The organism is Acinetobacter sp. ANC 4218, from assembly GCF_002135245.1.
GTDB lineage: Bacteria > Pseudomonadota > Gammaproteobacteria > Pseudomonadales > Moraxellaceae > Acinetobacter.
In genome coordinates, this window is the sequence record NZ_NEGD01000011.1 from 41,010 (window position 1) to 60,976 (window position 19,967).

General features: G+C 40.0%; 14 protein-coding genes and 2 pseudogenes. 14 read left to right on the forward strand and 2 right to left on the reverse strand.

Features of this window, described 5'->3' with window-relative positions; all coding sequences use genetic code 11:
- Positions 1 to 243: 243 nt before the first annotated feature.
- From plsB to gcvH, 13 genes and pseudogenes are all read left to right on the forward strand, one after another.
- The gene (plsB, locus tag B9T38_RS11690; protein WP_086196963.1) at positions 244 to 2,745 is read left to right on the forward strand and encodes a glycerol-3-phosphate 1-O-acyltransferase PlsB; all 2,502 of its coding nucleotides are present in this window, start codon (positions 244 to 246) and stop codon (positions 2,743 to 2,745) included.
- Between the two features lie 184 nt (positions 2,746 to 2,929).
- Positions 2,930 to 3,247, forward strand: a complete 318-nt coding sequence (locus tag B9T38_RS11695) for an ArsR/SmtB family transcription factor (protein WP_086196964.1) — start codon at positions 2,930 to 2,932, stop codon at positions 3,245 to 3,247.
- Between the two features lie 101 nt (positions 3,248 to 3,348).
- The gene (locus B9T38_RS11700; RefSeq protein ID WP_086196965.1) at positions 3,349 to 5,073 is read left to right on the forward strand and encodes a SulP family inorganic anion transporter; all 1,725 of its coding nucleotides are present in this window, start codon (positions 3,349 to 3,351) and stop codon (positions 5,071 to 5,073) included.
- 313 nt (positions 5,074 to 5,386) lie between these two features.
- Positions 5,387 to 6,580 (forward strand): annotated as a pseudogene (sstT, locus tag B9T38_RS11705) (serine/threonine transporter SstT).
- 32 nt (positions 6,581 to 6,612) lie between these two features.
- Complete coding sequence (locus B9T38_RS11710; RefSeq protein ID WP_086196966.1) at positions 6,613 to 7,287, forward strand: YoaK family protein; 675 nt, start codon at positions 6,613 to 6,615, stop codon at positions 7,285 to 7,287.
- A gap of 14 nt (positions 7,288 to 7,301) precedes the next feature.
- Entirely contained in the window at positions 7,302 to 7,838 is a 537-nt protein-coding gene (locus B9T38_RS11715; protein ID WP_086196967.1) for a DUF2058 domain-containing protein, read from the forward strand.
- Positions 7,839 to 8,052: 214 nt separating this feature from the next.
- Positions 8,053 to 9,309 (forward strand): mechanosensitive ion channel family protein, encoded by a 1,257-nt coding sequence (locus B9T38_RS11720; protein WP_086196968.1) that lies wholly within the window; start codon positions 8,053 to 8,055, stop codon positions 9,307 to 9,309.
- Positions 9,310 to 9,401: 92 nt separating this feature from the next.
- Complete coding sequence (locus B9T38_RS11725) at positions 9,402 to 10,823, forward strand: cryptochrome/photolyase family protein (RefSeq protein WP_086196969.1); 1,422 nt, start codon at positions 9,402 to 9,404, stop codon at positions 10,821 to 10,823.
- Positions 10,824 to 10,957: 134 nt separating this feature from the next.
- Positions 10,958 to 11,202: pseudogene (locus B9T38_RS11730) on the forward strand (IS5/IS1182 family transposase); the annotation flags it as partial.
- Between the two features lie 200 nt (positions 11,203 to 11,402).
- Positions 11,403 to 13,256, forward strand: a complete 1,854-nt coding sequence (locus B9T38_RS11735; protein WP_086196970.1) for an ABC transporter ATP-binding protein — start codon at positions 11,403 to 11,405, stop codon at positions 13,254 to 13,256.
- The gene (locus tag B9T38_RS11740) at positions 13,256 to 13,705 is read left to right on the forward strand and encodes a MaoC family dehydratase (protein WP_086196971.1); all 450 of its coding nucleotides are present in this window, start codon (positions 13,256 to 13,258) and stop codon (positions 13,703 to 13,705) included. The genes B9T38_RS11735 and B9T38_RS11740 overlap by 1 nt, the downstream gene beginning before the upstream one ends.
- 108 nt (positions 13,706 to 13,813) lie before the next feature.
- Positions 13,814 to 14,842 (forward strand): helix-turn-helix domain-containing protein, encoded by a 1,029-nt coding sequence (locus B9T38_RS11745; protein ID WP_086196972.1) that lies wholly within the window; start codon positions 13,814 to 13,816, stop codon positions 14,840 to 14,842.
- 71 nt (positions 14,843 to 14,913) lie between these two features.
- On the forward strand, positions 14,914 to 15,288 hold the full coding sequence (gene gcvH / locus B9T38_RS11750; RefSeq protein WP_086196973.1) for a glycine cleavage system protein GcvH: 375 nt from the start codon (positions 14,914 to 14,916) through the stop codon (positions 15,286 to 15,288).
- Positions 15,289 to 15,429: 141 nt separating this feature from the next.
- On the opposite strand, the gene B9T38_RS11755 is transcribed toward gcvH, so the two are convergent.
- On the reverse strand, positions 15,430 to 16,626 hold the full coding sequence (locus B9T38_RS11755; RefSeq protein ID WP_086196974.1) for a PilT/PilU family type 4a pilus ATPase: 1,197 nt from the start codon (positions 16,624 to 16,626) through the stop codon (positions 15,430 to 15,432).
- 325 nt (positions 16,627 to 16,951) lie between these two features.
- Complete coding sequence (locus tag B9T38_RS11760; RefSeq protein WP_086196975.1) at positions 16,952 to 18,013, reverse strand: 3-deoxy-7-phosphoheptulonate synthase; 1,062 nt, start codon at positions 18,011 to 18,013, stop codon at positions 16,952 to 16,954.
- Between the two features lie 695 nt (positions 18,014 to 18,708).
- Between B9T38_RS11760 and B9T38_RS11765 the strand changes: the two genes are divergently transcribed.
- Entirely contained in the window at positions 18,709 to 19,914 is a 1,206-nt protein-coding gene (locus B9T38_RS11765) for an amino acid aminotransferase (RefSeq protein WP_086196976.1), read from the forward strand.
- Positions 19,915 to 19,967 lie beyond the last annotated feature (53 nt).

Sequence of the window (19,967 nt, forward strand, 5' to 3'; positions counted from 1 at the left end):
GATTTTAAAGTCATGCGCTCATCATAAGCCATTTAGACCTTCAAGATAAGTTTTTCTATTGCTATGCTTATTCAACTTAAGTTGTGATTTCAATCTAAAAAACAATGCTTTTTAAACCGATAAGCTTGTAATATTGACCAAAGAGTTACCACTTAAATGACGTAATTGTCATCAATAAAGTTTGTATTTACTCATGCAATTGCACACAATATCCAGCAAATGAAAACTGATTTAGGGAATCACATGTCTCATAAGAGTTATAGCCGGTTCTATCGACAATTTACACAGAAAATTTTAGATAAAATTGTGACTCCTCAAGTCTTGGGTAATACTGAAAAATTAAAAAAAACTTTAGAATATCAAACAGATAAAAAAATAATTTGCTATGTATTACAAGATGCATCCTTAAGCAACACGGTCCTGATTGATACTGAAGCCAAAGCACGCCAACTGCCTTCTGTTTTTACACCTTTCAGCATTCAGGAGTTGCAGGAAGATGATTCTATTCTGGCTTTAAACCTCCCCAACTCACAAAATCAAACCTATCATTATTCAGCCAAGCTCATTCGGCTGATTGAAGCTCTGGAAAAATATCCCGCATACGATATTGAACTGGTTCCGGTGACGGTTTTATGGGGCCGCTCACCCGAATATGAAGACTCCTGGTTTAAAGCCTTATTTGCCGATGCCTGGGCGACACCGTCCAAATTAAAGCAGGCCTTGAATATTTCTTTATATAGCCGTGAAAACTATATTGAATTTCACAAACCGCTTTCCCTAAGAGCAGCTATAGAAAAATCTAAAATTGAATATCCAAACTTTTCCCCGGCATATTCTGTGGTCAAGGAACTCAATAGCAATTTCAATAAATATAAAGAAGCCATTTTAGGTCCCGACTTATCCGACCGCCGCAATCTCATTAACAAGTTAATGAAAACAGAAACGGTGCAAGATGCCATTCGTAAAGAAAGTATTGACAACAAAATCAGCATGTTCGAAGCAGAGAATCGTGCCAAAGGCTATTTAACCGAAGTGGTGTCGGACTTTTCCTATTCTACCCTACGTTTTGCCGAACTGGCGCTGACCAAACTCTGGACGCAACTTTATGATGGAATTGAAGTGCATAATTTCGATACCGTCCGCGAGCTGGCCAAAGATTACGAAATTGTTTATACACCATGCCATCGCAGTCATATCGATTATTTACTGCTGTCTTATGTGATTTTTAACCGTGGCTTGATGGTGCCGCATATTGCGGCAGGCATTAACCTCAACTTGCCTGTGGTCGGTCAGATCATGCGTGGCGGCGGTGCTTATTTCATCCGTCGTACTTTTAGCGGCAATGAATTATATACTTCGGTTTTTAAGGAATATTTGCACAGCCTTTTATCGCGTAATACGCCGTTGGAATACTTTATTGAAGGTGGCCGTTCACGTACCGGTCTGCTGTTACCACCGAAAAAAGGCATGCTGTCGATGACGGTACAAAGTCATTTACGTGGTGCAACCAAGCCAATTGCCTTCATTCCCACCTATTTTGGTTATGAAAAGCTGATTGAAGGCACGTCTTATTTAAATGAACTGAATGGCAAACCCAAAGAAGCCGAATCGATTTGGGGGATCTTGAGTTCAGTCCGTAAAATTGAAAAAGTCTTTGGGCAGGTGCACGTCAATTTTGGCGAGCCGGTTTTTCTGGATCAGGTTTTATCCGAGCATCAGGCCAAGCACATTAAACTCAATATTCACGATGAATTACCCCAACCTGTGATTCAAACCGTCAATCAAGTTGCTAATTCAATTCTGGAAAATATTAATAAAGCAGTAGTGATTAATCCAATCTCTTTAATCTCGCTGATTTTACTAAATGCTGAACATCATGCTTTAACTGAACATGATTTAATCGGTAAAATTGATCAATATCGTCATTTATTAAAAATAATGAAATATGATGCAAAAATGATCATGACAGAATTATCGAGCACAGAGATTATTCAATATGCTGCAAAATTAAAACAGGTTGAAATCTTCAGCCAAAATAACCAAAACTGGGTACGCGTTGCCGAAAGTCAAAAAATTCTATTAAGTTATTTTAGTAATAATATTCTACACTGTTTTATTTTACCGGCATTAATTGCAATGCTGGTGCATTCGTATAAAAAAATCTCTACACGTTATTTAACCGACACCCTTAAAAATATTTATCCCTATTTTAAAGAAGAATTTTTCTTAAAATGGTCTATGGATGAATTAGAAAAAGAAATCACAATCATTATAGATGGTTTAGAACATTTAGGCTGGATTGTTCGTCAGGATCAAACCCTTTCTATCCCAGCCGATGAACACATGCAAAACCAGTTTGTAACATTGGCCCATTTGTCTGCTTCTAGCCTAAATAACATGACTATGATTGCTACATTACTTCAGCAATATGCTTCGTTGCAAGCACTGAGCCTGAAAGAACTGGAGAAAATGGGTAAAGCGGTACTAAACAAACTGTCACAAACCAAAAAGATTCAGGCCGGTTATTATTTTGACAGCGCCACCTTAAAAAGCTTTATTGCTATTTTAAAAGAAAAAGGTCTGCTCAGTACTCAAGAAAATCATTTTGTCATTAGCGATGATTTTGAAGAAAAAATGTCTGCAATTTTTAACTGGTATAATCCTGAAACGCGTCAGGCAATCACTGAAGCCGTGCATTTTAATGAAAAAGAATTAAAAGGATTTAAACAGACCCATAAAAATTGATAAATCATATTCTGCATTGCTATCAGGCATTTAATCTGGATTAAATGCCTTATTTTAATGGATATAAGAATATCTGATAATTACTTTCATAAAAAACCATTGAAAATGTTACATTTTCATCCTATATGAGATTAATCAGGCAGTATACTGCCTAGGTTACTGTTGCGTAGTATGGAAATGCTGTATGAACACCGATCTTGAAATTGCTTCTATGCATGAGTCTATTGATGTTGTTGTCACAATATTAAAATCATTAGCCAATACAGATCGTTTACTTATTTTATGTCATCTTGCCAAACAAGAATTAAATGTCTCCCAAATAGAACAGACGACAAAAATAAGCCAGCCTACCTTATCACAGCAACTGATGATGCTACGTAAAAGCGATATGGTGACCACACGTCGCGATGGAAAACAGATTTTTTATTCCATTAAAGATGAAAAACTGGTTCAGGTACTCAATACCCTATATCAACTCTATTGTCCTAAAAATTTAATTTAATCATATAAATAAAAGAAAATTGAGAAGATGTAATCGTCCTGATAAGACTTCTTAGCATTTTTTATGCATAATATATCTAAAATAGTGATTTAGCTTTAGATATGTCAGATTTAAATTCTCGCTTAACGGCGCTATTACCCGCTTGGCGCTGGCTGCGTACCTACAACCCGACCAAGTTTAAATCTGACCTTCTTTCAGCTCTTATTGTCATTGCAATGCTGGTTCCGCAAGGTATGGCCTATGCCATGCTGGCAGGACTACCGCCCATTACGGGACTGTATGCCAGTATTTTGCCCATGATCATTTACGCCATGGTCGGGAGCAGTCCTACGCTTTCTATTGGCCCGGTCGCGATTATTTCCATGATGACTTTCGCGACACTCAATCCGTTATTTGAGGTTGGCTCACCAGTTTATATACAGGCTGCCTGCCTGCTTGCAGTAATGGTGGGTGTCATTTCCTTATTGCTCGGGATATTTCGATTTGGCTTTCTGATTCAGCTGATTAGTCATCCGGTCATCAAGAGTTTTATTATTGCTTCTGCGCTGCTGATTGCTTTGGGTCAATTCAAATTTCTGGTCGATGTACCTTTAAAGGCGAATAATATCCCTGAGTTTGTAGTCAGCGTTTGGCAATATCTAAGGTACAGCAATTTCGCCTCTTTGATGTTTGGCATGCTTGCGCTCATTTTTCTGATTTATTTCCCTAAAGTTTTACAGTCCAATGCTGTGCAAAGCCGAATAGGGTCGACTGCATTTATGACGAAAGCCTTACCTTTAAGTTTGGTGGTCATTTCAATTGCGGCGGTCTATTTTCTGGATTTAAAAGCCGTAGGCATTAAAACAGTAGGAGAAATCCCCTCAGGTTTTCCCCCGCTGAGTATGCCCTACTGGAGTCTGGATCTGGTCATTACCTTGTTACCCGGTGCAGCAATGATCGCCATGATCAGCTTTGTCGAGTCTTTATCTATTGCTCAAGCGACTGCCCTACAGCAACGCAGTCATTTAAATAGTAACCAGGAACTTATCGCATTGGGTTTATCCAATTTAAGTGCCGGGCTCAGCTCAGCATTTCCGGTTACCGGAAGCTTATCGCGCACGGTGGTCAATGCAGATGCCGGTGCCAAAACTCCGCTGGCAGGGGTCATTTCATCTCTGCTTATTGTAGTGGTCAGTCTTTATTTTACCGGCTTTTTCCGTGATTTGCCTTTAGGTATTCTGGCCGCCACCATCATCGTTTCTATCTGGAAACTGGTTGATTTCAAGCCCTTTATTGAAACCTGGCGTTATTCCAAAGCTGATGGTATTGCCATGTGGATTACCTTCTTTGGTGTGCTCTGCATCGATATCTCGACTGGTTTGCTACTGGGTATTGTTTCTACCTTTATTCTGCTGCTGTGGCGGATCAGCCGTCCGCATATTGCCGTCATTGGTCTGGTTGAAGGAACCCAGCATTTTAGAAATATACAGCGTCATCAGGTACTGACCTCAGACACAGTCCTGTCCATGCGGATAGATGAAAATCTGACCTTTCTAAATGCCAATACCTTTAAAGGTTTTCTGATTAATGCCGTGAGTCAGTATACAGATTTAGAGCATGTGGTCATTAACTGCTCCAGTATTAGTGCCATTGATCTGAGCGCGCTGGAAATGCTGGAAGACCTCAATGCCGAACTCAATAAACTGGACATCAAACTGAATTTTTCCGAAATTAAGGGCCCCGTAATGGATAAATTACAACATTCAAAACTGCTGCATCACTTAAGTGGCCGGATTTATCTTTCGCATTTTCAGGCCATGCAAGAACTTTCCCCGGAAGTATTTTAATACAAATCAGATATAAATGATCTCACTCAATTTCTGCTGTGGTTTTTTGAGACTGCCTTTGATATTTTATTAAGAGCTTGAAAATAGAATCTTTTAACAGAGTACAACACAGCAGAATAATCGGAAGCATTTGTATTATTTGAATATTTAAAAAATATGGCATAAATTTGATGAAAAACTAAAAATATCAACTTTAAAAATAAGCAGTTAGTTTTTATATGGAAATTATTTTTTAGCCATATCACTTTTAGGTATAAAATGCCGAATATTTTTTGTGATTTTTTAGTCCTCGTATTTGTAACAAGGCACCTTTATGTTTTCTGCTTTAATGCGTTTGAGTTTAGTCTCCCGAATTATTATCGCCATTATTCTCGGTATTGGTGTTGCTGTTTTGTTCCCGAATCTGGCTCCTTATTTAAGCCTGTTAGGTGAACTGTTTATTAAAGCACTTAAATCTGTTGCACCCATTTTAGTTTTTGTGCTGGTTTTAGCCTCTATTGCTAATTTTAAAGTCGGACATAGCGCGAAAATTAAACCCATCATACTAATGTATGCGATTGGAATGTTACTGGCTGCATTAAGTGCCGTAATTGCCAGTATCATTTTTCCAAGTACCTTGTTTCTGGATATTCCCGCAAATGCAGACTTGCAACCACCAGGTAGTCTGATTGAAATTTTAAAAAACCTTCTTTTAAGTTTTGTGGCCAATCCTGTGGTTGCGATTAGTGAAGCCAACTTTATTGGTATTTTGGCTTAGGCTGTTGCTTTGGGGGTTGCATTCCGTCATGCCCATGACTCAACAAAAGTATTGCTCACCGATGCTGCAAATGCCGTAAATACCGTGATCCGTTTGGTCATCAATTTTGCCCCGGTGGGTATTTTTGGTCTGGTTGCCGTGACCTTTGCAGAAGCCGGATTAAATACGTTTGAGAGCTATGCACAATTGTTAGCAGTATTGATTGGCACCATGTTGTTTGTGGCATTGGTAGTCAATCCAATGATGGTGGCCTTTGTGACCCGTGCAAACCCCTATCCACTGGTTTTTCAATGTTTACGCGAAAGTGGCATTACGGCGTTTTTTACCCGTAGTTCGGCAGCCAATATTCCTGTGAATCTGGATTTGGCCAAACGTTTAGGGGTTGCTGAATCGACAGCCAGCGTTGCCATTCCTTTAGGAGCAACGATTAATATGGCGGGGGCTGCTGTTACCATTACCGTCCTCACATTAGCCACTGTAAATACATTAGGTATTTCTGTGGATTTCACTACCATGCTGGTTTTATCGGTACTGGCAACCATTTCAGCCTGTGGTGCTTCCGGTGTTGCCGGTGGATCTTTATTGCTGATTCCTGTCGCTTGTGGCCTGTTTGGGATCAGTTCAGATGTCGCCATGCAAGTGGTAGCCATTGGTATGGTGATTAGCGTATTGCAGGATTCAACAGAAACTGCATTAAATTCTTCAACAGATGTGCTATTTACTGCTGCCGTTGACCGCGGTTTGGATTAAGATAGTCATTATTAAGTTTTTTTTGTGACGTTATGCCTTTTCAAACTTTACCGCTCTGGGTTCAATTAGGGGCTTTTTTTCTTGCAGTCAATGCAGGAATGATTAACGTTCTCGGACTGGTGACCGTGCTGCATCAGTCCGTTTCCCATATGACCGGAAATGTCAGCATGTTGGCCATGGCTTTACTCAAGTGGCAACCTGAACACATCCTTTACTTAATCCTGGTTATTCTATGCTATGTCATTGGTTCATTTTATAGTGGATTTATACTCGGAAATAGTCAGTTTAAGTTAGGACGCCGCTACGGTTTTCCTTTAAGTCTGGTGGCTTTTTTTATCCTGTTATGTTGGCTTTTACTTCCCTATTTCCCGCGTTATGCCTTACTCTGGGCATGTGGTGCCATGGGTATCCAGAATGCTATGGTCAGTCATTATAAAGGTACGATTATTCGTACAACCCACTTATCGGGTGTTTTGACCGATTTGGGCTTGGCTTTAGGCTACAGGTTACGGGGACTAAAAGTAGAACGTAGACGTATTATTCTGCACTTGCTCATTTTATTTGGATTTTTCATTGGCGGTCTACTTGCCAGCGTGATTTATCCTTATTTAAAATTGCATGCCTACCTTGTCCCAGTGATGTTAAGCTGGACACTTAGCTTGATTTATTGGGTTATTTATTATCGTTATCGGCAGACTCAAGAGTAATATCGGAATTTATTATGGTCAAAAATGCATTACAGGCTCAATTGCTAAAAGCGGGTTTAGTCGATAATAAAAAGGCTAAAAAACTGTCAAAACAGGCCGTACATGAGCAACGTACCGGACAAAGCAATGAAGCTGAATTAAAGGCCAAAATTGCTCAAGACCAGCAAGAAAAGCTGGCTCGCGATCAGGCGCTGGATTTAGAAAAAAAACGCCTGTTACAGGGTAAAGAATTAAAAGCTGCCATTGTTCAAATGATCAATCAGCACAAAATTAAAGATACCGATGGCGAAGTTGCCTACCAGTTTATTGATGACAATAAAGTCAAAAAGATTTATCTCAATCAGCAGATTTACAATGCACTGGTTGCAGGTTCACTCATTATTGCCAAAGAAGCAGATAGTTATGCCGTTTTGCCTAAAGCCTTGGCAGAGCGCATTAACGACAAGATGGAAGGCTTCATTATTGTCAATAATTCTGAAAAGAATGAACAGACCACCGATGAAGACGATCCATATGCAGCCTACGTCATTCCAGATGATTTAATGTGGTAAGTCCAGCTCATCAATTATTGAAGGAATTCACTATGCCAGTATTCGTATTGGCATAGATAACAAGAACAGAATAATGATAAGAAATTAAGTAATTTCAGCATCAGCCCAGCTGGTGAATTTTATTTGAGTTCGTGTATATAAAACGTTATCTTTATAATAATCAAAAAATAACGCTATACACTATTCCATAATTTAAAAAATTCAAGGTAAGTTTTTGGAACAATTGGCATTCATACAAAATATTCAGGACTGGTCAGATCACTATCCATGGCTAGAAATGTTCACCTCTCTCAGTATTTTAATTTTACTGGCATTCCTGGCAAATTTTATTGCCAAACAAGTCGTGGTTCGTGGTATCCGCCAACTGATTTCCAAGATGAAATTTGTCAATCAGGACATTTTTGCCCAGCATAGTGTTATCCGCCGTGTTTCAAACATTGTGCCAGCGATTGTGATTATGAATGGTATTGTCACTGTTCCGCATCTTTCAGAAAAAGTAACTGTTTTGATTCAGATGGCGGCACAGGCTTTTATTTTTCTCACTCTTGCTTTAGCCATCAGTGAATTTTTAAGTATTTTCAATCTGGTTTATCAACGTAATCCCAAATCAAAAAACAAACCAATTAAAGGTTATTTACAGCTGGTTAAGCTGATTATCTTTATTGTCTGTGGCTTGATGATTTTAGGTACTTTCCTCAAAAAAGATGTTTTTACTTTGCTGGCAGGTTTTGGGGCCATGGCAGCAGTACTGATGTTGATATTTCAAAATACCATTCTCTCCTTGGTAGCCTCAGTACAAATTTCATCTTATGACATGGTGCGAATTGGTGACTGGATAGAAATGCCTTCACTGAATGCCGACGGTGATGTCATTGATATGTCATTACATACCATTACCGTGCAAAATTTTGACAAAACTTTAACCACTATTCCAACCAATAAGCTGGTAACAGATACTTTTAAAAACTGGCGCGGTATGGCGTATGCTGGAGTGCGCCGCATTAAAAGGTCCATCTTTATTGATCAAAGTAGTGTGCATTTCATGACACCAGACGAGCAGCAAAAACTAAAAGATTTTTTATTGCTGGATCAATATTTAAATAGCAAACATGATGAGCTTGAAAGCTTTAACCAGCAACTATCGAACCAATCTTTATACAATCAGCGCCGTTTAACCAATTTAGGTACCTTCCGCGCCTATGTTGAGTTTTACTTAAAACAGCATTCAGGCATCGCGCAAAATCAATCGCTGATTATTCGACAATTACAACCGACCAGTGAAGGTTTACCCCTGGAAATTTATGCTTTTGCAAATACGACAGTATGGAAAGATTATGAAGCGATACAGTCTGATATTTTTGATCATTTGATTGCAATTGTCCCGGAATTTGGTTTAAGAGTTTATCAGGCACCATCCGGTGCGGATTTCAGGCAATTCACCGTACGTTCAGCAGATCAAGCCGAACTTTAAAAACAAACGGGCTGATGCAATAGTTAAAACGTATTGCTATTATTCTTATTTGTACTTGAATGATTCAACTGAAAATAAGGCATCCCCCGTTCATGCAATTAATATGGTTTCGACAGGACTTGCGTATACAAGACCATGCTGCACTTTGGCATGCAGCTCAATCTGGAAACTGTGTTGCCTTGGTGATTCTCTCACCTGAGCAATCGCAACGACATGATGACAGCCCTGCCAAACAAATATTTTATTTACGCCAACTGGAAACGCTCGAAGCACAGCTTAATCGACTGAACGTCCCATTGCTGATTAAACATATTCCTTTATGGAAAGATGTCCCCAACGAGATGCTGCAGCTTTGTCTGCAACTCAAAATTAACGCTGTGCATGCCAATATTGAAATTGGAGTGAATGAATTAAAACGTGATGCTCAGACGCAAAAAAAACTGGAGAATCATCAGATCCCGTTTGAGCTTTATCATGACCAGACGATTTTTCCTGTCGGTTCAATCACAAATAAATCTAATCAGCCTTATCAGGTGTTTAGTGCGTTTAAAAAATGCTGTTATGAATTACTTGGCATTGGCCTACCGCAATGTTATCCAGCGGTGGCAAAGCAGGAAAAAATAGATCTGAACCTGGAAGTAGAAAATACAAAAATCAGTGCATCCACTTATATGCAAAGTCCTGCCTCAGATCAATTACAGCAACTTTGGCCGGTAACTGAAGACTATGCACTGAATGTTTTGAACCATTTTGTCGAGTGTAAAATAGAACACTATCAACAGGAACGTGATTTCCCTCACCTCAATTCGACCAGTCAGTTGTCTCCTTATTTAAATATCGGAGCAGTTTCAATCAGGCAGTGCTTACAAGCAGTGTTTAGAAAACAAAATAGTCTTTTTCATATAGACAACGTAGGACAACAAACTTGGCTAGATGAATTGTTGTGGCGTGAGTTTTATCAACACATTCTTTATCAGTTTCCTGCCGTTTCCAAACATCAACCTTTTAAGGCCAGTACTCAAAAAATCCAATGGCGTAACGCCGAGCAAGAACTGATTGCCTGGCAACAAGGTCAAACTGGAGTTCCAATTGTAGATGCCGGTATGCGTCAGTTGCTGCAAACCGGTTGGATGCATAATCGGGTACGTATGATTACAGCAATGTTCTTAACCAAGAACCTGCTGATTGACTGGCGTCTGGGTGAAAAATGGTTCATGCAGCATTTAATTGATGGCAATTTGGCAGCCAACAATGGAGGCTGGCAATGGTGTGCTTCAACGGGAACCGATGCTGTGCCCTATTTCCGAATTTTTAATCCAGTTACCCAATCGCAAAAGTTTGATAAAAATGGCGATTATATTCGCACATGGGTACCGGAACTGGCGCATCTGGATGCGAAAAAAATCCATGAGCCTTATTCTTACCCACAGGTGCGAAAATTAAATTACCCACGGGCAATTGTGGATTTAAGCTTATCGCGCAAGCGTGCCATAGAGGCGTTTAAGTTAATCTGACTTTTGGAAATATTAAAAAATCGCCCTGCTCAATCAGGGCGAAACCCAAAATCACTGCAATCTACAAATCATTTCAGTTGAATGCTGCGCTAAGGTGCCAAGGAGAATCCACCTAAAACAATGCCAAGCCCTAAAAAGATTCTAAAATCAGTTCAATTGATCGAAATGAATTAATTCAAACTATTAATCTTGCGAAGTAGTGTTTCTCCGGTAGAACTTTCTGAAAAAAATGGTCGGGCTATATCATCGATGAAGTTTAGCTGACGCCAAAATGCACTGTATCAAATTGTTAGGTGATCAAGTGACTTCAAGGCATTTTCAAAGCCAGGTTAATGAAATTCATGTATGTGTGGCTGTACTGAACAAATTTACCGAGTGAGGTAGACCTCATACCCAAGTGATCTCCTAAATTTTAATGATTTGGAGTAAATTCAGCTTTTAAATATTTATGTAACAAAGCCGTTAAGATGAAAAGTTTACTGATTTGATCAGACTTTTAGATATTCATTAAATTATTATTTATACTATTAAAGTTGCAATAATATCCAACCTAACAGCCATTTACTCAAGGAAATCTGCATGTTTCAGTGGTTTGAAAAACTCGTCGATCCTTATCCATCCAAAGGTTTAAACGAACCACTACCGACCCGGTTTTTCCCTTTTGTCTGGCAAGCTGCCCAAGGGGTGCGCCCTTATTTATTGTTGCTGGTACTATTTACCGCAGGGGCTGCAAGCTTTGAAGCCTTGCTTTATTCCAAAATCGGTGATTTGGTGAACTGGCTAAGCAAGAGTCAACCAGACACTTTTTTGGCTGAACATAGCCAAAATCTTACGATCTTGAGCTGCATTCTGCTGGCCAATATCTTATTTGCCAATATGCAGTCTATTATCAAGCATCAAATTTTATACAGTACTTTTCCCATGCGTTTACGCTGGCGTTTCCATAATTTACTGTTACAGCAAAGTCTGGACTTTTTTCACAACGACTTTGCCGGACGTTTATCTGCCAAAGTAATGCAGACTTCACTGGCGGTACGTGAATTCTGGGTGATTTTGGGTGATATGCTTGCCTATGTTCTGATCTACTTTGTCACGATCAGTCTGGTTCTGGGGGCAATTTCTCCGTTGCTAATTTTGCCTCTGCTGCTTTGGCTGGTACTGTTTATTTGTGCTGCCTGCTTTTTTATTCCACGTTTAAGCCAGATTTCAAGCCAGCAGGCCGATGCCCGTGCAGTCATGACTGGTCGTGTTACCGATGCTTACACCAATATTCAAACCGTGAAACTATTTGCACATGCTGGGCGTGAAAGCAAGTATGCCAAAGCATCCATGCAAGATTTCATGATCACGGTATATAAACAAATGCGCCTGGGCACACAGTATGAGATCAGCATCAATTTACTCAGTGTGGTTTTATATGGTGGTGTTTTAGGTACCGCCATCTGGTTATGGATCAATGGTCAGGCCGAACTCGGTATTATTGCTGCAACGACCGCCATGATTTTAAAACTCAACAGTATTGCCGAATTTATGATGTGGCAGTCATCCGCACTATTCGAAAATGTCGGAACCATTCAGGATGGTATGAAAACCTTGGGGCGTCCGATTCACATTCAGGACAAACCGGATGCGCAACCTTTACAGGTACAGCATGGTGAAATTAAATTTGAAGATGTCAGCTTTGCTTATCAGAATAAAAATGTGATCGATCATTTTAATTTAACCATTAAACCAGGAGAAAAAATTGGCATTGTCGGCCGCTCTGGTGCAGGAAAATCGACCCTGATTCAACTGTTATTGCATTTTTATAATATTAACCAAGGTCGTATTTCGATCGATGGTCAAAATATTCAAGATGTGACTCAGGACAGTTTGCGTAAAAATATTGCTTTTGTAACTCAGGATACCTCTTTGTTACATCGTACTGTGGCTGAAAATATTAAATATGGCCGTCCCGATGCAACAGATGAAGAGATGTTTGAAGCCGTGCGCAAAGCCAAGGCGGAAGATTTTATTCCACAGCTCACTGATTTGCGTGGTAAAACTGGATATGAAGCCTATGTGGGTGAACGCGGCGTCAAACTGTCGGGTGGTCAACGCCAGCGTATCGCGATTGCCCGGGTGTTTTTAAAAGATGCGCCAATCCTGATTTTAGACGAAGCCACCAGTGCCTTAGATTCTGAAGTAGAGGCGGCAATTCAATCCAGTCTGGATGAACTGATGCAAGGCAAAACCGTGATTGCGATTGCCCATCGACTATCCACCATTGCACAAATGGACCGTTTGATTGTGCTGGATGAAGGTAACATCGTAGAGCAAGGCACGCATGATGAACTGGTTGCGCTGGGTGGTATTTATGCACATTTGTGGCAAAGACAGACGGGCAGTTTTTTAATCGAACAACAGGCATTGAAGAAAAAGGATATGTATTGATGCTGTATTTAGAAGATATAAAAGTAGGCGATCGTTTCATTAGCCGTGAATATGAAATGACCTTAGAAGAAATTAAACAGTTTGCACATGCTTATGATCCTCAAGTTTTTCATACTGATGAACATGAGGCCAAAGCACATCCTGTTTTTCAGGGCATTGCTGCCAGTGGCTGGCACACCTGTGCAGTGACCATGCGTTTATGGACTGAATGTTTTCTGGTCGCTTATGGTTTGATTGGTTCAGAGTCCAGCCTGCGCTGGCCGCGTCCGACCCGTCCTGGCGATAAAATTCATGTCGAGGTCGAAATTGTGGCAATTACGCCATCAAAAAGTAAAAATGACCGCGCTATAGTCAGTTATGTGACTCAGGCATTCAATCAGAACCATGATGTATTACTTATTTCAACCACTAAAATTGTGGTCTTTAAAAAAGATGTTCAGCCTGAATAATTTTCAGGCTTTAAAAATATTGTCCAACAATTTTAATCAAATACTGTTTCAACTCATGCCAATATGGCATCTACAAATAGAAAAACGAATGAATGCAATGGATGGCGCATGAAAACGATTTCTCCAAGACAGGATCAAGGCATACCGGGTGTCTATGGACTGCTGCTGTTAGATGTGGTATCCCGTTGGGGCTATACTGCTGAAGCACTCTTCACCCCATTTCATTTAAACAGTGAACAGCTGGCAGACCCCAACTTCCGTATTCCGACACCCGTTGCCAATGAACTGGTCAAGTATGCACTACGTTTAACTGGCGAGCCAACACTGGGTTTCCATTTGGGCACCCAGATGCGTATCTCGATTCATGGTTTTATTGGTTATGCCATTATGACGGCACATGACATTACTGATGCCCTGATACTGGCGAACCGGTTTATCCAGCTACGTATGCCATTTTTACAACTTTATTTTTCCACCTTTGGTGAAAAAGCGACCTTACAGTTACAGTGTGATTTTGATATTGAACCATTGCGCACTGAAATTGCCATTGCCCTGACCTTTGGCATTATTACCATGGCTAAAGCCCTGACAGGTTGTGAGGACCTGTCCGGGGAGATTGATTTTGATTTTCCCAAACCGCCCGGTTTTGAGCGTTATATGGCAAAATTTCCATCACATCAGTTCCGTTTCGAACAGCCACATCTATTAAGCAGTTTTGATAAAAAATATCTGAGCTTGAAAATGGTCAATGCTGACCCGATTGCCAGCCAGATTGCGATTAACCAGTGTGAAGCTGAACTGTCTGCCTTGGGCGAACGTCGCCGCCTAGCCATGCGGGTGCGTGACATTTTGACCAATTCTGAACAGCATTATTTAAGTATTGAAAATGTGGCAGATCGGCTGCATATGTCGGATCGCACTTTAAAACGTCAACTGGCCGCCGAAGGCACCTCATTTTCTACCTTGGTGGATGAAGTACGTTATCGGCATGCCACTTCCCTGCTGTCACGTACTGATTACACGCTTGAGCAGATTGCCGATGAAATTGGTTATAGCGATGTCGCCAATTTCAGCCGTGCATTTAAGCGTTGGAGTGGGCGTAGTCCAAGCAATTGGCGTAAAGATCCTTATCTATAAACTTTTGTTTTTATCAAAAAACATGTATAAAACATGGCAAAAATGATTTGAATATTTTAAAGGAGTCATCCATGAATCACCCTTCAGAGTTAAAGTACGCAAGTACACACGAATGGGTCAAAATTGAAGGTGATCTGGTTATTACTGGAATTTCCGACCATGCACAAGATGCTTTGGGTGATCTGGTGTATGTTGAAGCGCCAGAAGTGGGTCAGAAAATCACTGCCGGTGAACAGGCAGGTGTAGTTGAATCAGTAAAAACGGCTTCTGATATTCATGCACCGGTTTCAGGTGAAGTGGTTGAAGTAAACTCAGCACTTGAAGATGATCCCGATTTTGTCAATGATGACCCTTACGGCAAGGGTTGGATTTATAAAATCAAGCCAGACAACATGGCGGATGTAGAAAAACTGCTTTCCAGTAGTGAATATGAAGCAGGTTTGTAATACTGCTTTAAATAAAAAAATCAGCCTGTATGGCTGATTTTTTTATCGTCAGAAAAATGCAGTACTCTTTAAAAAAATAGTCTTTGAAAAAGAAAGCTCAAATTTTTTAATAAAAAAGTATCTGACTTAAGACATTTATGATTAAGGTGTTTCCGGGCCTGTCTTAGCTTGATTCTCTTCTGGATCTTTATCTTGCAGCATACTGAATGATGCAGCTGAACCTGGAACCGTTTGATCCTGTCTGTTACTTTTCAATTTAATCTGCAAGCGCAATTCATTCATGGAGTCGGCATTACGCAATGCTTCTTCATAACTGATCGCACCCTCATTATATAAATCATATAAAGCCTGATCGAAAGTTTGCATGCCCAATTCACGAGATTTCTTCATGATTTCTTTGAGTTCATGAAACTGGCCTTTCAGGATATTATCTCCAATTAAAGGTGTATTCAGCAAAATTTCAATGGCTGCACGACGTCCACGTCCATCTTCAGTACGCACCAAACGCTGTGAAATAATCGCCTTCATATTGGAAGATAAATCCATCAACAATTGATTGCGACGTTCTTCCGGGAAAAAGTTGATAATTCGATCCAGCGCCTGATTGGCATTATTGGCATGTAAAGTACCTAAACATAAATGTCCGGTTTCGGCAAAGGCAATGGCATGTTCCATGGTTTCGGTATCACGGATTTCACCAATTAAAATGACATCCGGTGCCTGACGCAAGGTATTCTTCAAGGCATTGTGCCATGAATGACTATCCACGCCGACTTCGCGGTGGGTAATCATCGATTTCTTATGCTTATGCACATATTCCACCGGATCTTCCACGGTAATAATGTGCCCGGCAGAATTTTCATTACGATGATCAATCATGGCGGCTAAAGAAGTCGATTTACCCGAACCGGTAGCACCGACCACAAGTATCAGACCGCGTTTTGCCATCATCACATGCTTTAAGGACTCGGGAAGCTTTAACTTGTCAAAATTTGGAATTTCTGCGGTAATGGTCCGTATTACCATCCCTACATGTAATTGCTGCTGGAATACATTGACACGAAAGCGCGAAACATTGGGAACACTAATGGCAAAATTACATTCCAGCTCGGTTTCAAACTCATGCCTCTGTTTTTCATTCATTAAACTATAAGCAAACAACTTGGTCTTGTCGGCAGTCAATGCCTGCTGGCCAAGCGGTTTCATTAAGCCCTGATGTTTAATACTCGGTGGAAAATCTGCTGAAATAAATAAATCTGAGCCGCCATATTCCACCACCTTAGTCAGCATATGGAACATCATTTTACGTGCTTCTTCCAGTAATTCCGTACTATACATATATTCCCCGATGAGAATTGTTTCTATGATCCACGCATACTGAAATTGGTTTAATTTATTTAAATGCTTATCTCAGTCGTGAAGAAACAATTCATGTTTTATTGATTACTATTTTTCCCTATTGTGCATAAACATAGTAAAGTACTCAACTTTGTTATTTTTAACTGGTTAAAAGTATGAATAGAAATTGCATACACCATCAATAAACGCGTGGTTTAAAATTAACCAGATAACAAAAATAGTTCTATACAAGAAAAAAGCCCCTAAATTCAGGGGCTTTATCACAACATTATTTATAGATTATTGATAAACTTTTTATAGAAAATCAGGCACTCCGTTTTAATTGAGAAACACGGAGTGAATTTGCTACCTCCATTAATAGTTGCTGGGTTTTATCCCAACCCAGACAGCCATCTGTTACAGACTGACCATAAGTCATATCACAGGAAATCTTTTGCTGTCCATCAACAAGGTGACTTTCCAGCATTACCCCACGAACCTGACTTTGAGTACGTTCCATAATAATCGTCTTGAGCACTTGAGGCTGTAAAAACGGATCTTTGTGGCTATTGCCATGACTGCAGTCAATCACCAAAGCTGGTAATTCACCTTTGCATTTTTCTTTGATCTTTTCAATTTCCACCAACTGGTAATTGGGACCTGAATTTGCACCGCGTAAAATTAAATGTGCTTTTGGATTGCCCTGCGACTCTAAAATACAAGGTAAACCGGATTGGCCCAGCCCCAGGAATTGATGTGGATGCGATGCAGATTGAATAGCATCCAGTGCAATTTGAATGGAGCCATCGGTGCCATTTTTGAAACCGATGCTGTATGGCATATGACTGGAAATTTCACGATGAATCTGAGATTCACTGGTCCGTGCACCAATAGCACCCCATGCCAGTAAATCATCGAAATATGCAGTCGCCATTGGGCTTAATATTTCCGAAGCAATCGGCAAACCTATTTCAATAATTTGTAGATACAACTCACGTGATTTTTCTAGTCCCAATTGCATATTGGATGAGCCATCTAAATTTGGGTCATAGAGGAAGCCTTTCCAGCCTATGGTGGTACGCGGTTTTTCAATATAGGCACGCATCACCAGGAAAATCTGATCTGACACCTGGCTTTGTAATTGTTGTAATTTATGCGCATATTCAAGTACAGCCACGGGATCGTGAATCGAACATGGGCCTGTCACTACCATCAAACGATGGTCCTTGCCTGCCAATATATTTTCAATGGTTTGACGCTGCGCAGCAATTTGTTGCGCCAATTTATTCGATAATGGCAATTGTGCCTTCAATTGGTGAGGCAAAGTTAAAATGGTTTCTTTTGCAGTTGTTTGAGTTTGTTGTAAAGCAGTATTTAAAGCATTCATTGGTCTTTCCTGGGGACTATTCAGTCCAATCTTTTATTTGAGCGTTATGGGTCTAATGGACTGCGTGTGAAGAGTCATCAATTGACTAAAGTAAAACCAATAAAAATTGCTAAAGTATGAATAATTTAATGTTTGCATGTCTAAACTCCCAAAATGTAAAAAATAAGATATAAAAAAAACCTGATCAGGGTTGCCCGATCAGGTTATAAACTTGGTGGGCAACCTTTTCTTGCCCGAACGCATTCAGGCAATTATCTAAATTGCCAAAAGTAATAAGTCGCGTTTGAGAGTACAGGTTGCTTTAACATCTTTATTTCTTCAAAAAAGTATGTATCTTGAAATTAAAATACGCTGTATTGCCATATTTGACAATAGTTTTATTTAAAATAAAACTATATCAATCATTAAACTTTTGCTTATATATGGGTTAAAAACCGGACCAGATAAAATTCAAGTGATTGTGAAAGATTTTTAAATAGCAAAGATTCACCTTTCTTTTTCGAGTTATATCTCTATAAAATCACCTCAAAGTCACCTCTCTCTAACTGCATTATTATTTTCCCTAAACAAAAAAGCAGTTAAGAGTGTTGATTTTTTGATAAGAAAAAAGGCAGCCCAGTCATCACAATAAACCGCTAGAATGCTATTCATACCGAAAGCTTGATTTGTTTTACTCCATAACGAAGGATGTATTCATGTTCCAACATGTTGATGCGTATGCAGGTGATCCAATTCTTTCCTTAATGGAAGAATTTGCTAAAGATGAACGGACACAAAAAGTGAATTTAAGTATTGGGCTTTATTACAATGAAGACAATATTGTGCCTCAACTGGAAGCGGTCAAAGCAGCATATAAGAATATTGAGCCGACCAATGACCAGGTCAAGCTGTATTTACCAATGGATGGTTTAAAGTCTTATAACCAAGCCACTCAAGCCCTGGCATTGGGAGAAAATAGTCCAGCACGCCGTGATGGACGCGCGGTCACCATCCAGACTTTAGGTGGTTCTGGCGCACTTAAAGTCGGTGCCGATTTTCTGAAAAAATACTTTCCTGAATCTGATGTCTGGGTCAGCCAGCCGACTTGGGAAAACCACATTGCCATTTTTAATGGTGCTGGAATTCACTCACATTTCTACCCTTATTTTGATGCAGCAACCAATGGCGTTAATGTGCCAGCCATGCTGGAAAAATTAAGCCAGCTACCGGCAAAAAGTATTGTGTTATTACATCCATGTTGCCATAACCCGACGGGTGCAGACTTGACGCCTGCTGAATGGGATCAGGTGATTGCTGTACTAAAACAACAGGATCTGATTCCCTTCTTGGATATTGCCTATCAAGGTTTTGGTCAAGGACTAGAAGAAGATGCCTATGCGATTCGTGCCTTAGATAAAGCAGGCATGAACTTTATTGTCAGCAATTCATTCTCTAAAATTTTCTCGCTCTATGGTGAACGTGTAGGCGGTTTAACTTTTGTCTGTGATGATTCGGCCACTGCACAAAAAGTATTGGGCCAGCTCAAAGCGACAGTACGCCGTATTTATTCCAGTCCGGCAACGACTGGGGCATTGTTAGTCAATAATGTCTTGCATGACGAGAAACTTACCGCGATGTGGCAAACTGAACTGAAAGAAATGCGGGAACGTATTATTAAAATGCGTCACATTTTAAAAGATAAACTCAGCCAAGCCTTACCAGAGCGTGACTTTAGCTATTTAGTCAAACAGCAAGGCATGTTTAGCTATACCGGGCTGAGTGCTGAACAGGTCGATATTCTCAAAAATCAATACGGCATTTACCTAGTGCGTAGTGGCCGTATGTGTGTTGCGGGTCTGAATTTAAGTAATATCGATTATGTGGCTGAATCGATTGCTGAAGTCATTAAAGCCACTGCTTAATTTGGGCCGAATTTCTTTAGGCTGATATAAAAAAAACGGGCAATCTGCCCGTT